At 62.8% G+C, this 14,462-nt stretch carries 14 protein-coding genes; 4 read left to right on the top strand and 10 right to left on the bottom strand.

What is annotated here, in order from left to right; genetic code table 11:
* Window positions 1–76 precede the first annotated feature (76 nt).
* Window positions 77–1,102 carry a zinc-dependent alcohol dehydrogenase family protein gene (locus tag J2Z75_RS03395; RefSeq protein WP_234937104.1) on the top strand — a complete coding sequence of 342 codons (1,026 nt, stop codon included), beginning with the start codon at window positions 77–79 and terminating at the stop codon, window positions 1,100–1,102.
* Window positions 1,103–1,156: 54 nt separating this feature from the next.
* On the opposite strand, the gene J2Z75_RS03400 is transcribed toward J2Z75_RS03395, so the two are convergent.
* The 6 genes from J2Z75_RS03400 to J2Z75_RS03425 form a co-directional block, all read right to left on the bottom strand.
* Window positions 1,157–1,585 carry a L,D-transpeptidase gene (locus J2Z75_RS03400; protein ID WP_209847760.1) on the bottom strand — a complete coding sequence of 143 codons (429 nt, stop codon included), beginning with the start codon at window positions 1,583–1,585 and terminating at the stop codon, window positions 1,157–1,159.
* Between the two features lie 148 nt (window positions 1,586–1,733).
* Window positions 1,734–2,717, bottom strand: a complete 984-nt coding sequence (gene cbiB / locus J2Z75_RS03405; RefSeq protein WP_209847763.1) for an adenosylcobinamide-phosphate synthase CbiB — start codon at window positions 2,715–2,717, stop codon at window positions 1,734–1,736.
* A 12-nt stretch (window positions 2,718–2,729) separates the two neighbouring features.
* Entirely contained in the window at window positions 2,730–3,734 is a 1,005-nt protein-coding gene (gene cobD, locus J2Z75_RS03410; protein WP_209847766.1) for a threonine-phosphate decarboxylase CobD, read from the bottom strand.
* Window positions 3,731–5,035, bottom strand: coding sequence for a cobyrinate a,c-diamide synthase (locus J2Z75_RS03415; protein ID WP_209847769.1), 1,305 nt, complete (start codon window positions 5,033–5,035; stop codon window positions 3,731–3,733). Before J2Z75_RS03415 ends, cobD begins: the two co-directional genes overlap by 4 nt.
* Window positions 5,032–5,874, bottom strand: a complete 843-nt coding sequence (gene cobA, locus J2Z75_RS03420; RefSeq protein ID WP_209847772.1) for a uroporphyrinogen-III C-methyltransferase — start codon at window positions 5,872–5,874, stop codon at window positions 5,032–5,034. The genes J2Z75_RS03415 and cobA overlap by 4 nt, the downstream gene beginning before the upstream one ends.
* Window positions 5,871–6,377, bottom strand: a complete 507-nt coding sequence (locus J2Z75_RS03425) for a cobalamin biosynthesis protein (RefSeq protein WP_209848768.1) — start codon at window positions 6,375–6,377, stop codon at window positions 5,871–5,873. Before J2Z75_RS03425 ends, cobA begins: the two co-directional genes overlap by 4 nt.
* Window positions 6,378–6,924: 547 nt before the next feature.
* On the opposite strand from J2Z75_RS03425, the gene J2Z75_RS03430 reads away from it, so the two are divergent.
* The 3 genes from J2Z75_RS03430 to J2Z75_RS03440 all read left to right on the top strand — a co-directional run bounded on the left by J2Z75_RS03430 (window position 6,925) and on the right by J2Z75_RS03440 (window position 8,325).
* Complete coding sequence (locus J2Z75_RS03430) at window positions 6,925–7,092, top strand: hypothetical protein (protein WP_209847774.1); 168 nt, start codon at window positions 6,925–6,927, stop codon at window positions 7,090–7,092.
* 64 nt (window positions 7,093–7,156) lie between these two features.
* Entirely contained in the window at window positions 7,157–7,420 is a 264-nt protein-coding gene (locus J2Z75_RS03435; protein ID WP_209847776.1) for a DUF1488 family protein, read from the top strand.
* Window positions 7,421–7,539: 119 nt separating this feature from the next.
* On the top strand, window positions 7,540–8,325 hold the full coding sequence (locus J2Z75_RS03440; RefSeq protein WP_209847779.1) for a TSUP family transporter: 786 nt from the start codon (window positions 7,540–7,542) through the stop codon (window positions 8,323–8,325).
* A gap of 12 nt (window positions 8,326–8,337) precedes the next feature.
* On the opposite strand, the gene cobO is transcribed toward J2Z75_RS03440, so the two are convergent.
* From cobO to cobW, 4 genes are all read right to left on the bottom strand, one after another.
* Entirely contained in the window at window positions 8,338–8,967 is a 630-nt protein-coding gene (cobO, locus tag J2Z75_RS03445) for a cob(I)yrinic acid a,c-diamide adenosyltransferase (protein WP_407692739.1), read from the bottom strand.
* 10 nt (window positions 8,968–8,977) lie between these two features.
* A complete protein-coding gene (locus J2Z75_RS03450) occupies window positions 8,978–9,364 on the bottom strand; it encodes a GFA family protein (RefSeq protein ID WP_234937162.1) in 387 nt (128 codons plus the stop codon).
* On the bottom strand, window positions 9,364–13,191 hold the full coding sequence (cobN, locus tag J2Z75_RS03455) for a cobaltochelatase subunit CobN (RefSeq protein WP_209847786.1): 3,828 nt from the start codon (window positions 13,189–13,191) through the stop codon (window positions 9,364–9,366). Before cobN ends, J2Z75_RS03450 begins: the two co-directional genes overlap by 1 nt.
* Before the next feature lie 206 nt (window positions 13,192–13,397).
* On the bottom strand, window positions 13,398–14,462 hold the full coding sequence (gene cobW, locus J2Z75_RS03460) for a cobalamin biosynthesis protein CobW (protein WP_209847789.1): 1,065 nt from the start codon (window positions 14,460–14,462) through the stop codon (window positions 13,398–13,400).

Raw genomic sequence — 14,462 nt, forward strand, 5'->3', positions numbered from 1 at the left:
TATCGCCACTGGCGAATGAAACGCAATGCTAGTTTCGCCTCATCGCTTGAAACAATCAAAATGCAGGAGACGAAACATGACTGATATGATGAGGCGCTGGTCGATGACGGCGATCGGCCGCGACACGCTGAAACTCGAGAGGGTAGCGATCCCCGAAGCGGGACAAGGTGAAATCCGGGTGAAGGTCTCGGCCGCGTCGCTCAATTATCGCGACAAGCTGGTGATCGAGACGGGCATGGGGCTGACGCTTCCCGATCCCTTTGTTCCCGTTTCAGACATGGCCGGCGTGGTCGATGCGGTCGGAACGGGCGTCACCCGCTTCAAGCCCGGCGACCGGGTGATGTCCACCTTCAAGCCCGACTGGATCGATGCCGGAGACAACGGCAATGCCCGCACGCCGGCCTACAAGACCCTTGGCGGTGCATACCAGGGCGTACTTGCCGATTACGTGGTGTTCCCCGAGAGCTGGTTTGTCGCGTCGCCTCACAGCCTTGATGACGCCGAGGCAAGCACCCTGCCCGTCGCCGGCCTGACCGCATGGTTCGCGTTGATCGAACTCGGCAAACTCAAGGCCGGGTCGACCGTGCTCGTCCAGGGCACTGGCGGCGTCGCATTGTTCGGGCTTCAGATCGCCAAGGCGCATGGCGCCACCGTGATCGTCACCTCACGCAGCGCCGGGAAACTGGAACGCGCGAAGGCGCTTGGCGCCGACCACGGCATCAACAGCAGCAACGAGGACTGGGTCGAGGCGGTCTACAGGATCACCGGCGACGTAGGCGCCCATCACATCCTGGAAATTGCCGGCGGTCCCAATCTCGGGCAGTCGATCCGTGCCGTGGCGGTTCACGGACAAATCTCGGTCATCGGCGTTTTCGAAGGTTTCGAGATTGCCGGTCCAGCCGCACCGCTCCTTTTGAAGTCGCCAACCATCCAGGGCATCAGCGTCGGCCATCGGCGGGCCTTTGAGGATTTCGTCCGGGCCATCGATTCGACAGGCATCAAACCCGTCATCGACGCACGCTATCCGCTGGAAGACCTGCACACGGCTCTCGACCACCTCGATCGCGGGGCGTTCGGCAAGATCGTCATCGATCTGAACTGAGCGTGACAAACGTTGTGAGGCTGGCGTTGCCGCCAGCCTCACAACCGTGTCCGGTCAGCGGGTAACGACGATCTTGGTATTCTTCAACCCGTACTGGCTGGCAAGCGAGAAGAACTCTGCTGCATTTTCCGGATGCAGACGGATACAGCCGTGCGAGGCCGGACGGCCGAGGCGCTTGAGGTCGAATGTCGCGTGGACAGCGTAACCGCCGTTGAAGAAGACCGCATAGGGCATTGGCGCGTTATCGTACTTGCGCGACCGATGGTTCCTCGAAAGCCACTTGGCGCTCCAGCTTCCCTGCGGCGTGACATAGCCCTTGCGCGCGGTGGATACCTTCCAGCGATACCGCACGAAACCGTTCTGTGACACAGTCATGGTTTGAGAAGAAAGGCTGATCCTGGCAATAAGATTGGCGGCGAAGGCAGAAGGCGAATGAAATTGCATCAACAAGACGGCCAGAAAGGCCACGAAGATTTTACGCATGAAAAGTCCTCTCCGAATTTATGCACCTTTTTACTGGTGTCCCAACACGACACAGACTTTACAGTCATTGCAACGATAGACGTTTAAGACAATTGGAAAATTCGGAATTAACGAACCACGGAGAATTTTTTCAATCAGAGTAACAAATTCACACTATACTGGAGATAAGGGCGATAAAAACGACCAAGACTACGAGTGTTCCGCAGGCGCCGTAGAATATCGAAACGCCGGTCTCCACATCGCCAACGGTCGCCACGGACCGGCCGGATCCATTGATCATCGGCTCATGAACCAGCATGCCGGAATAGATCCGCGGGCCTGCCAACTGCACGTCGAGCGCACCGGCCATCGCCGCCTCCGGCCATCCGGAATTGGGCGAGCGATGCAGGCCATGGTCGCGCAACGCCGTACCCACCGCGTTCCAAGCGGCTCGCCGACCAGCGGTAACCGCTGTGCCCGCTGCGATCAGCAGGATAGACAGCCGCGCTGCCGGGATATTGGCGAGGTCGTCGAGGCGGGCCGAAGCCCAGCCGAAATGGAGATATTTCGGGCTCTTGTGACCGATCATCGAATCGGCGGTGTTGAGCATTTTGTAGGCGAGCAATCCCGGCAGGCCGAGCAGCGCATACCAGAAAACCGGGGCGACGACGCCGTCGGAAAAATTCTCGGCCAGGCTTTCGATCGCCGCCCGGCACACCGCCGGCTCGTCCAGCGTGTCGGGGTCGCGGCCGACGATCATCGATACGGCCTTGCGCCCGCCCTTCAGACCGCCCAACCGCAATCCGGTCGCCACACGTGACACATGATCGGCAAGACTTTTCTGCGCCAGGAATACCGCAACAACGATTGTCTCGATCCCCCACCCTAAAAGCCCGATCTGCATGAACAGCCGGTGCAGCAGCCAGCCGCAAACAATGCTCCACAGAAGCAGCCCGCCAATGACCAGAACACCGCTGATCCGCAAGGCGTCGTCGCCCAGGCGCTTGCGGTTGAACGTCCGGTCGCACCAGCCGATCATCGCTCCGAAGAAGACGACCGGATGCGGCAGCCGCCGCCAGAACCAATCGGGATCGCCGACGATCCGGTCAAGCACCAGCGCGGCAATCAGCACGAGAAAAATTTCGGTCGACATTGAAGAGTCCGTTCAGGCGAGGTCGGCGTCGCGCAAGGCGTCCGCCAAGCGTGTATCGCCTGCCGCATCCGGCGCAAGCCCAATCCTCAGCCAGGATGGCGCATAGCCGAATTTTCTCGTCAGAATGCGGGCGCGGCAAAGGTGATCGTGCAGGCCCGAAGCCCGCTCGTGTTCGACCAGAGCAAAAAGCGGCGTGCCGCCGATGACCTTGAGCGCCGCTTGTCGTAAAACCGCGTCGAGACCTGCTTTGCGTTCTGATATGCCCGATTGTACCGCCTGCGTATCGCCGCCCATTAACACCGTCGCCGTCACCAGCGCTGGACCGGAGACCGCCCAAGGCCCGAGCCAGTCCTGAAACGCCGACAACACTGGCTCGGCGGCAATCACAAAGCCGAGCCGCAGACCCGCCAGGCCGAAGAATTTGCCAAAGGAGCGAAAGACGATGAGATTGTCATGATCCACTCCGGACGGCACGACACTCAGATCGGGTTGCGTGTCGCCAAAAGCCTCATCGACCAGAAGCAGCCCGCCATTGGCTTTCATGTGCTGCGCTATGCCGACCAGATCCGCCGGCGGATAGGCTCGCCCCGTCGGATTGTTCGGGTTGACCACGATGGCCAGGCCGTGATCCGGCGTCAGTTGGTCGGGCACAGAAATTTCATCGACGCTGAAGCCGGCTGAGGCAAAGACGCGGGCATATTCGCCATAGGTGGGCGCGAAAATGGCGATCCGCCTACCCTGCGCGACAAGGCGCGGCAGGAGCTGGATGACCGATTGCGTACCGGGAACGGCGAGCGGCAAACTTTCGCCGCTGCGGTAGTAGCGCGCCGCTGCGTTTCTCGCGCCATCGACCAGGTGACGGTCCGGCAGCCGGTGCCAGGCGGCGACCGGGATATCCGGCAGGGTAACCGGGTTGGGATTGATTCCCGTCGACAGATCCAGCCAGTCGTCAAGCCTGCCGCCGAAGATGGCGGCGGCTTCGGTGATCCCGCCGCCATGCACGATCGGCGCACTCATGCTGATCGCGCCATATCGATGACATGCATGAAGGAGCCGGCAACCCGGCCGCGCCGCAACCCGGCAGGCCCGAGCGGTGTACCAGCCGCATCAGCGGTGTCGAACAGCCGGTCGGCACCACCCTCCGACAGGATCGTGGCATAGTGGAATTCATGCGCCATCAGCGGACCGTCAAAAAAACTGGCATCGAGAGGGATGACCCGCCGATAGCCGAGATGCCGCCTGCGTTCGGCAAAACTGGTGGCAAGCGGCAGGAAACCGAGCATTCCGTAACGCTTGCCATCGGCCGCGACAAGTCCCTCCCCGAGTACCATGTACCCGCCGCATTCGCCGAAAATGCGGGCGCCACGATCGCGCGCCGCCGCCATGCCGGCTTTGAACAGCGCGGCATCCGCCAGGCGCCCGGCGTGCAGTTCGGGATAACCGCCAGGCAGATAAACCGCATCGGCGTCACCCGCGGGCGCCTCATCGGCAAGCGGTGAGAAGAACGACAGTTCCGCGCCGGCACGATGCCAGCCCGACAGCAGATGTTCGTAGCAAAAGGCGAAAGCGATATCACGGGCGACGGCGATCTTTTGACCCAGCGGCTTCAGCGAAGGGACCTGCGCTGCCATATATCCTGCAGGCCGAGATTGCGTCACTGACAGGATGGCATCTACATCGCACCCCTGCTCGACATGCATCGCCGCTTGCCCGATGAAAACGTCCAAAGCCCCATGTTCGCCGGCCTGCACGAGACCGAGATGCCGCTCGGGCAGCGTCAGGGCGGCGCTCTGCCGCAGGACGCCAAGAACAGGCATGGCGATCGCATCCAGCGCGCCGCGCAGCATCGTTTCGTGGCGATCGCTGCCGACCTTGTTGAGAATCACCCCGCAAACACGGACATCGTCGCGATGCACGGCATAGCCGCGCACTAGGGCTGCGACGGATTGCGACATGCGGCCGCAGTCAACGACCAGGATAACCGGCAGCCCAAGCATCGCGGCGAGATCGGCGGGCGAGCCGGTTCCATCCATCGCGCCGTCGAAGAGCCCCATCATCGCTTCGACAATCAGCGTTTCGCCGTCGGCGGCCTGCGCGGCTGCATTGGCGCGCAGCAGTTCGGGGCGCATGGCCCAGGGGTCATAGTTGAAGCAGGCCCGTCCGCTCGCCGCCGCATGAAAGGCCGGATCGATGTAATCCGGTCCGGCCTTTCCGGGAGCCACGGTGATGCCGCGGTTGCGCAGCGCGCGCATCAGGCCGAGCGTCACTGTTGTTTTTCCCGAACCGGAGGAAGGTGCCGCGATCAGCAGGCCCGTCATGCCGGATCCTTGTAGACACGGCTCGACAGCGGATCGGATATGAGAACGCGACCATCGAGGGCACCCAGCCAGTCGAGCGCCGGGCGCAGGCGCACCACCTCGCCGACGACGACGATGGCCGGCGGCTCGAGCCTAGACGCGACGACATCCGCCTCGGCCCGTTCCAGCGTCGTTTCCAACACGGTTTGCTCGGGCGTCGCAGCATTGCAGACAAAGGCGACCGGCTCGCTCGGCGAACGCCCTGCGGCCATGAGATTGGCGGCGATCTGGCCGATATGCTTCATCGCCATATACATGACGATGACGGGCGAGCCCTTGGCGATGCCTTCCCAGTGGATGCGATCCGGAACGAGACCGGAGGAATCATGGCCGGTCAGGAACGTCACGGCATGATTGACCTCGCGGTGCGTCACCGGAATGCCGGCATAGGCAAGGCCGCCGATGCCAGCGGTAATGCCGGGCACGATGCGGAACGGGATACCGTGCTCGACCAGCGTCAGCGCCTCCTCGCCGCCGCGCCCGAAGACGAAGGGATCGCCGCCCTTCAGTCGCAGCACGCGCTTGCCCTGGCGAGCCAGTTCGACCAGACGCAGGGAAATATCACGCTGTTTCGGCGACGGCTTGCCGCCGCGTTTTCCAGCGAACTCCAGAACGGCGCCCGGTTTTGCCATGCTCAGGCAATCGGCGTTGACCAGCGCGTCATGGACGATGACATCGGCCTGGCGTAGCGCATTGGCGGCATGCAGGGTCAAGAGACCGGGATCGCCGGGGCCGGCGCCAACGAGCCAGACGGAACCCTGCTCAAGCTCGGGCAGACCGGAAAACAGCGCGTCCGTCATGATGCGATCTCCGACGCGGCATACGCGGAAGCAGAATGTGAAGATACGGATTCATTTTGGCCACGACCGGCGACAACATCCGGAGTTGATTCGATAAATGCGCCGCGAGCAACGGCCGCTGTCGCATGGGCCGACTTGATCTTCGGGACGATCAGGGCGCCAGTCTTGCCGGCAGCAGCAAGGGCTGCCGCTTCCGCCACGCCGTGGCAGCCGGTCAAGGCAAAGACGATGTCCGACGGATTTTCCAGCCGCGACGATTCCGCTTCCAGCGTGGCGGCGGTAAAGACCCGGAAGGGAACGGAGAAATGTGCGGCGGCGGCGATCATTGCCGGTTCCGTCGCGCGGGTATCCAGTGAGGCAATGCAGGTGAGCGAACGGCGGTCAGCTCCGGCGACCATCAAGGCCTCTTCCGCCAGCCGGATAATCTCGTCGCACTGCGCTCCGCGTTCGCAGCCAAGGCCAAGAACGAGCGGCACAAGACCTGCTTCGGTATCCAGATCAATCACAAAAAACGGGCCTCCCGAGCCGCATGATCACGATGCGGCGGGGCCTTCGAAAGCCGAAAGCTTCGAAGCGGTCTGGACAGCACCGGATGAAGCCCCCTGACTGGGTCGGCCGCACCGGACGCTCTTTCAGCCCACCATGATGGGCACCGTCGCACGTTCCTCTTGTTTACCGGAGGGTGCCCGACGGGTCAAACCGGATTGCGCCATTTGCGGTGCGGCCAACGTCATACACACGATTCCGGGCGTTGCCGGACATCATTCCTGCCCATCCGCCGTTCAATCTCACTTAAACCTCAATTGAAGCCCACGGCAGACGAAGGTGCCTTTTAAAAGACACGCTTTCTTCCGGCACCTGTGCCAGCATTCCGCTTTGGAATATTTTCTGCCGGTGACGAGCGCCAAGCGCTCCTTGTCATCGCGACACCAATTCAACATGAGTGACGTCACGAACCACAGGACTTTGTGCGTTCGGCGCACGGGCATTTATCGAAACAGCATCGATCGTTCATGGCATGCCGCCGATTCGATGCAGGAGGACTGCCCCATGATGTTTTTCAAGAGAAAGCCTGCCCTGATCAAGGTGATCGGCGTTGCAGCCCCCAAGCTCGTCCGCACCGCGGCTGACATAGTAGTCAAGACGATCCGGAAGCCCGACAGCGACGGTCAACTGCGCCGCATGCTTCGCACCGTCGAAGACAACCGCCTGCTGTAAGCCCTGCCGCGGGAAGCGGCATCATGCGCAGCATCGATTTCAATGGTTCAAGGTATATCTCTTCATGGCACTGACATTTCCCAACACCAGCCGCAGTTATGACGAAACCGCAAGACGCGTTCGCTTTCTGGGTCATGACGGCATGTTCGAGGTCAAATTCTTCGTCGAAATCGGCGCTCTGTCGAAAATCGTTTCCAGAGCCCCGAGCGAGGCCGATTGCCTCGCAGCCTTCGATGCGGCGCGCAGTTCGGTGCAGGATATCGCCCGCAAAGCCTATTCGCGCGACCGGCGCGACAGCTATGTGCTGACGGAAGCGCATTTCAAATAGGGCGCAAACTCGGCGCGTTTCCTGGGAAGGGCTGGCACAGCCCTTCCTGTTTGCCTTTGCATTTCCGGCAAACCTCTGACACACAGCGGCAGAATCCGCTCTGGCTGTCCGAGTCTCCTGTGCACGATCTTGCTCCCCATCTCCTCGCGTTCCTGTTTGCAGCGGCCTTTATCGCCGGCTTCATCGATTCCATTGCCGGTGGCGGCGGAATGATCACTATTCCCGCCATGTTGATTGCCGGCATCCCGCCGCTGGAGACGCTGGGCACCAACAAGCTGCAATCGCTGTTCGGATCCGGTTCGGCAAGCCTTGCCTATGCGCGGCGCGGGCATGTGAACCTTCTGGAACAATTGCCGATGGTGGCGCTGGCTCTGGTTGGCGGCGGGCTGGGCGCCGCGCTGGCGACGATCGTTCCCGGCGACGTGCTCAAGGCCGTGCTGCCGTTTTTCCTCATCGCCATCGCCGTGTTTTTCGGCATCAAGCCGAATATCGGCGACGTCGACCAGACGCGCCGGATGACGCCCTTTCTCTTCGGTCTTGTCTTCGTTCCGCTCATCGGATTTTACGACGGCGTGTTCGGTCCGGGCACGGGATCCTTCTTCATGCTCGGTTTCGTCACGCTGGCCGGCTTCGGCGTGCTGAAAGCGACGGCCCACACGAAATTCCTGAATTTCGGCTCGAATGCCGGCGGCTTTGTCGTCTTTGCGCTCTACGGCGTGGTCCTATGGAAGGTCGGCCTGCTGATGGGCGCAGGCCAGTTCGCCGGTGCGCAGGTCGGGTCGCGTTTCGCGATGAAGAACGGCTCGAAGATCATCAAGCCGCTGCTGGTAATCACCTGCATCGCGCTGGCGATCAAGCTGCTGGCAGACCCGGCGCATCCTGTCCGGATCTGGCTTGGCATTTAAAAACGGACCTTCTCAGTATTCGACCCCGACCTGAGCCTTGATGCCGGAGCGGAAGGGGTGCTTGATCAGTTCCATCTCGGTGACGAGATCGGCGGCCTCGATCAGCTCCTCCTTGGCATTGCGGCCGGTCAGCACCACATGGGTCATGTGCGGCTTTTCTTCCTTCAGGAACCGGACGACCTCGGCGACATCGATATAATCGTAGCGAAGCGCGATGTTGATCTCGTCGAGCAGGACCATGGAGTTGCGCTCGTCGCGGATCAGCTCCTTGGCCTTCTCCCAGGCCTTGTGCGCCATGGCGATATCGCGTGACCGGTCCTGCGTTTCCCAGGTGAACCCTTCGCCGAGCGTATAGAACTGGCAGACATCGCCGAAATGCTTTTCGATCAGGTCGCGCTCGCCGGTCTCCCAGGCACCCTTGATGAACTGGACGACGGCGGACGGCATACCATGGGCGATGTGGCGGAAGATCATGCCGAAGCCGGCGGTCGACTTGCCCTTGCCCTTGCCGGTATTGACGATGATCAGGCCCTTCTGGTCCGTCTTCGTCGCCATGATCTTTTCACGCGCGGTCTTCTTCTTTGCCATCTTCATGGCATGGCGGGCAAGATCGGCTTCGCTGCCGGCGGTTTCGTCGGTGATCTCGTTCATGTCAGTCTTCCTCCTTCGGCAGATCATCCTCGCAGTGCAGCCAGGAGACGCGCTCATTCCAATACCAGTGTCGAGTGATTTCGACGCCCGACGCATCGTCGAGCGTCGCAACATAAAGATCGATTTCTCCGGGGCGCCTCTCCGTCGCGAAACTCATCGGCGAGCCGCAATTGCCGCAGAAGCCGCGGCTGACGCCGGGCGACGACGCGTAGTGGCGCAGCGTCTCACCCCAGAACGCCACACTGGTCGTCGCAACGCAGAGGAAGGTCGTCACGGGCGAGGACGTCGCGCGCCTGCAACTCTCGCAGTGGCAATGCCCGGTCCGGATCACGTCGCCGGAAATCTTGAACACAACAGACCTGCAGAGGCAACGGCCGGTCAGTTCCATCACGAAGCCCTCCGTCTTCCGCTAAACCCGTCGAGGTCGAAACGCGCCGAATTGGAACGCGGCGACCACAGGCCGCGGTCGATCGCCTCCAGCAGCTTGTCGGTCATCTCGCGTAGCGCCGCCGGGTTCTTGTCTTCCATGAACTGGCGCACGCGCTCGTCCATGACATAGGCCTGGTAGACCGCCTCGAAATGGTGGCTGCGCACCGCACCTGTCGTTGCCGCGAAGGCGAACATGTAGTCGACCGTGGCTGCGATCTCGAAGGCGCCCTTGTAGCCGTGGCGCATGACGCCCTCGATCCATTTCGGATTGACGACGCGGCCGCGCACCACCCGGCCTATCTCCTCCTCCAGCGAGCGGATCACCGGCTTTTCCGGACGGGAATGGTCGTTGTGGTAAATGGTGGGACGGGCTCCGGCCATCTGCTCGACCGCCAGGCTCATGCCGCCTTCGAACTGGTAGTAGTCGTCGCTGTCGAGCAGGTCGTGCTCGCGGTTGTCCTGATTCTGGACGACGGCCTCGACTGTCTTCAGACGCGCCTCCAGCAGTCCGCGCTCGGCCTTGCCGTCTTCGCCGGCGCCATAGGCATAGCTTCCCCAGGTGAGATAGGCGTCGGCAAGATCGGCGCGGCTTTCCCAGCCCCTCTCGTCCATCAGCGCCTGCAAACCCGCGCCATAGGCGCCGGGCTTGGCGCCGAAGACGCGGTAGGACGCACGTCTCGCAGCCTCCTTCGGCGCAACGCCGGCCGCCTCGAGCCGCGCGGTTTCCGTCCGCATCCGGGCGGCGATCATGTTGTCGGCATCGTCCTCTTCGAGTGCGCCGACCGCGCGGATCGCAGTGTCGAAGAGCGCGATCTGCTCCGGGAAGGCATCGCGGAAGAAACCGGAAATGCGCAGGGTAACATCGACGCGCGGACGGCCAAGCATGGCCAAAGGCACGATCTCATAGCCCGTCACCCGGCGAGACATCATGTCCCAGATAGGCCTGGTGCCGATCAGCGCCATCGCCTGGGCAATATCGTCGCCGCCGGTGCGCATGTTCGACGTGCCCCAGGCGGTCAGCCCAAAGGAGGTTGGCCAGTCGCCGTGGTCCTGCAGGTAACGGCGGATCAGCAGTTCGGCCGATTTCTTGCCGAGCTCGAACGCCGCCGGCGTCGGCACCGCCCGGCTGTCCACCGAATAGAAATTCCGCCCCGTCGGCAACACGTCCGGCCGCCCGCGCGTCGGCGCGCCGGAAGGTCCGGGTGCGACGAAACGGCCGTCGAGCCCGGTCATCAGCGCAGCGATTTCGGCGGGACCAGATTGAGTAATGGAAGGCTTTAGGCGAGTTTTGACCTCGTGCAGGACTGCCCGCGTGGCATCCCAACCTTCGGGGCAAGCCAATTCGCCGGAGACGAATTTGGCAGCCAGCAGCTCGATGCGCTCGACGGTATCGCCGGCCGTACGCCAGGGGACGTCGGTGATATCGGCTAGGATTGCGGATTTGGGACCAAACCAGACATCGGAGAGGACGCAATCGAGCGGGTCGAAAGGACGCTCCGGGTTGATCTCCCCCCTTGTGGGGGAGATGTCGGCCCGGCCGACAGAGGGGGGTGCTGCGACGACTGCCGCACGAAATGCATCCGCCGAAATCGCCCGCTGCAAACTGCAATCGCCGCCTTCGCCCTGCCCGCGCGGAACGCGGGCAAGAGCGACCGTCAAGTCCGTCAGCAAACGCCCTTCCGGCGCCACACCGAAGATATGCAACCCATCGCGAATCTGCAGTTCCTTGAGGTCGCAGAGATAGGCGTCGAGCTTTTCGAGCGCCTTGTCCTCGCCGTCGGTACCAGCAATACCGGCGTCATGGTCAAGGCCGATATCGCGGACGAGATCGAGGATCTGCTTGCTCAGCAATCGCAGACGGCGCGGGTCGCCACCGGCGGCGTCGTAATATTCGTCGACGAGCGCTTCAAGGTCCTTCAGCGGACCGTAGGATTCGGCGCGGGTGAGCGGCGGCGTCAGGTGGTCGATGATGACGGCGCTGGTGCGGCGCTTGGCCTGCGTGCCCTCGCCCGGATCGTTGACGATGAACGGATAGAGATGCGGCATCGGGCCGAACACGGCTTCCGGATAGCAGGTCTCCGACAGCGCCAGCGACTTGCCCGGCAGCCATTCGAGATTGCCGTGCTTGCCCATGTGGACGACGGCATGGGCGCCGAATTCCTGCCGCAGGAAAGCGTAGAAGGCCAGATATCCATGCGGCGGCACCAGGTCCGGCGAATGATAGGTTTCCTTCGGATCGATATTGTAGCCGCGCGCCGGCTGGATGCCGACCAGCGTCTCCCCGAAGCGCGTCAGCGGCAGGGCGAACCGGCCGCCGCGGAAGAAGGGATCGGTCTCCGGCCTGCCCCACCGATCGACAACCTCGCTCTGAATCTGAACCGGAAGAGACGCGAAGAAGGCATTGTATTGACTCAGGGAAAGCGTCTCGCGGATGTCGCAATCCACGCGCGCCGAATTGGTCGGCCCAGCCATGAGATGCCGGATCAGCGCGTCACCGTCAGCAGGGATATCATCGATCGCGTAGCCGTGAGCGGCCATGGCTTTCATGACCTCGATGGTGCCGGCCGGCGTGTCGAGCCCGACGCCGTTGCCGAGCCGTCCGTCGCGGTTCGGATAGTTCGCCATTATGATCGCCACGCGGCGTTCGCTCGGCGCGGTCTGGCGCAGTCTGGCCCAGTTGGCCGCCAGCTTCGCGGCAAAGGCGATGCGATCGGCCAGAGGTTCGTGGCCGACGATATTGGCTTCGACATCGGTATCGTAGACAGCGGCGGCCTTGAAGGAGACGGCGCGCGACAGGATGCGCCCATCGACTTCCGGCAGCGCCACGTTCATCGCCAGGTCCCGCGCCATCAGGCCTTGCGGCGAGGATTCCCATGCGGCCCGCGAGGAGCCGGAAAAGATCACCTGCAGGACCGGCGCATCGGTGAATTCCAGTACCGTCGGCTTGCGGTCGGCGCCCGGCGCGGAAACGGCAAAGCCGGTGGCGTTCATCACCACGGCCGGCGGCGCCTCGCTGAAAATCGATTCCAGCGTGCCGATCGACACCGCATCCTTGAGGCTGGAGACGAACACCGGCAGCACCGTCATGCCTTCGGCCGCAAGCGCTGCGATCAGGGCCTCGACGGGTCTGGTTTCGCCGCTCTGCACGAGGGCGCGGTAGAAGCAGAAGGCGACGATCGGCCGCTCTCCGGCGACGCGAAACCCAACCGCCCTTTTCCACGCCTCGACACCGATCACACCCTCGCCCGGCCACCAGATACCGGCCTTCAGCAAAGGCGCCGCCGGTTCCGGCTTTTCCGAACCGTCGATCAGGGCATCGGCATAGGCGAGCAGCCGCACCATATTGTCGGCGCCGCCCTCGGTGAAATAGGCCCACATCCGGTTGCGGTCTTCGACAGAAACCGTCGAAAACGGCTCCAAGCCCGGGTCCGGCTTGTCATAGCCCGGCAGCACGGCGATCTGGAATTTGTGGGTGACGGCAGCCGCATGCAGCGCCTCCAGCACATATTGGAAATAGCTGGCGCCGCCGAGCGGGCGGACGATGATCAGCTTGGCGTGACGTGCGGTGCGCCCGACATAGGTATCGACCGACATCGGATGCTTGAGCGTCAGAAGGCTCGCCACCCGCAGGCTCGTGGTGCTGCCACGCATGCGGTGGGCGCTAGCAATCGACGAAAGCTCGGTATCGGCGGCCGACAGGAACAGGATATCGGCCGGCGACTGGCCGAGATCGATCGCCTCCTCGCCATCCGTGATCGTGCCTTTCTGGGCTAGGAGGAGATGCATGGCATTCTCCGGAGGCCGAGGCGCCCCCCTCTGTCACTGCGTGACATCTCCCCCACAAAGGGGGAGATCGGGAGCAAGCGGCGTCCACGAACATCCCCAGACAATTTGGAGCGCGAGGCTCCTCCGGCCGATCTCCCCCCTTGTGGGGGAGATGTCCGATAGGACAGAGGGGGGTATGCCGCAATCACCATTCTCTAAATTGCCCTCTACGCCGCCGCAACGATCGCAGCCCGCACGGCCGCCTCGTCCATGTCATGCAGGCCGATAACCACCAGGCGGGTCCGGCGCGCCTCGCCGGCAGCCCAGGCGCGGTCGAAATACTGGTCGATGCGGGCGCCGACGCCCTGGATCAGCAGGCGCATCGGCTTGCCCGGCACGTCAGCAAAGCCCTTGAGGCGCAGTACGTCGTGCGCGGCGATGATGACCTTCAGCTTTTCGATGAAGCCGGCGGGGTTCGCGATCGGGCCCAGTTCGACGACGAAACTGTCGAATTCGTCATGGCTGTGCTCCTCACCCGCTTCGTGTTCCATTTCGTGATGAGACTTGCGGTTGGCAATATCGCTTTCGGTGCCCACGCCAAGGCCGAGCAGGACGGCGGCGGAAACCTCGCCGTTCTTCGCCTCGATCATCGTCGGCTTGCGGCTGGTGCGCGACGAAACTTCCCTGCGAACGAAGGCGAGGCCGGTGGAGTCCAGCAGGTCGGTCTTGTTGAGAATGATAAGGTCGGCCGCGGTCAGCTGGTCCTCGAACAGTTCCTCGATCGGGCTTTCATGATCGAGATTGCCGTCCTCGACCCGCAGCGCATCGACCTTGTCGTGATCGTCGGCAAACCGCCCGGCGGCAACCGCGGCGCTGTCGACAACGGTGATGACGCCGTCGACGGTCACCTGCGTGCGGATATCCGGCCAGTTGAAGGCGGCGATCAGCGGCTGCGGCAAGGCCAGGCCAGAGGTTTCGATGACGATATGGTCCGGGCGGTTTTCGCGCTCAAGCAGCTTGGTCATGGTCGGGATGAAGTCGTCGGCGACGGTGCAGCAGATGCAGCCGTTGGTGAGCTCGATGATGTCGTCCTCGCTGCAGGCTTCGGCGCCGCAACCTTTCAGCACGTCGCCATCGACACCGAGATCGCCGAACTCGTTGATGATCAGCGCGATACGGCGCCCCCCGGCATTCTGCAGGATGTTGCGGATCATCGTCGTCTTGCCGGCGCCCAGGAAGCCGGTGATGACGGTTGCCGGGATCTTGCCGTGGGCGGCTTTTTCGTTGGTCAT

The sequence above is a fragment of the Rhizobium herbae genome (assembly GCF_017873135.1).
Taxonomy (GTDB): domain Bacteria; phylum Pseudomonadota; class Alphaproteobacteria; order Rhizobiales; family Rhizobiaceae; genus Pararhizobium; species Pararhizobium herbae.

Bases quoted from the DNA above. Each gene is read 5' to 3' on its own strand.
- cbiB (WP_209847763.1), bottom strand. From the start codon at position 2,717: ATGTCGACCGAAATTTTTCTCGTGCTGATTGCCGCGCTGGTGCTTGAC.
- cobW (WP_209847789.1), bottom strand. From the start codon at position 14,462: ATGACCAACGAAAAAGCCGCCCACGGCAAGATCCCGGCAACCGTCATC.
- J2Z75_RS03435 (WP_209847776.1), top strand. From the start codon at position 7,157: ATGGCACTGACATTTCCCAACACCAGCCGCAGTTATGACGAAACCGCA.
- J2Z75_RS03450 (WP_234937162.1), bottom strand. From the start codon at position 9,364: ATGGAACTGACCGGCCGTTGCCTCTGCAGGTCTGTTGTGTTCAAGATT.
- J2Z75_RS03395 (WP_234937104.1), top strand. From the start codon at position 77: ATGACTGATATGATGAGGCGCTGGTCGATGACGGCGATCGGCCGCGAC.
- cobN (WP_209847786.1), bottom strand. From the start codon at position 13,191: ATGCATCTCCTCCTAGCCCAGAAAGGCACGATCACGGATGGCGAGGAG.
- J2Z75_RS03400 (WP_209847760.1), bottom strand. From the start codon at position 1,585: ATGCGTAAAATCTTCGTGGCCTTTCTGGCCGTCTTGTTGATGCAATTT.
- cobA (WP_209847772.1), bottom strand. From the start codon at position 5,874: ATGACGGACGCGCTGTTTTCCGGTCTGCCCGAGCTTGAGCAGGGTTCC.
- J2Z75_RS03415 (WP_209847769.1), bottom strand. From the start codon at position 5,035: ATGACGGGCCTGCTGATCGCGGCACCTTCCTCCGGTTCGGGAAAAACA.
- J2Z75_RS03430 (WP_209847774.1), top strand. From the start codon at position 6,925: ATGATGTTTTTCAAGAGAAAGCCTGCCCTGATCAAGGTGATCGGCGTT.
- cobD (WP_209847766.1), bottom strand. From the start codon at position 3,734: ATGAGTGCGCCGATCGTGCATGGCGGCGGGATCACCGAAGCCGCCGCC.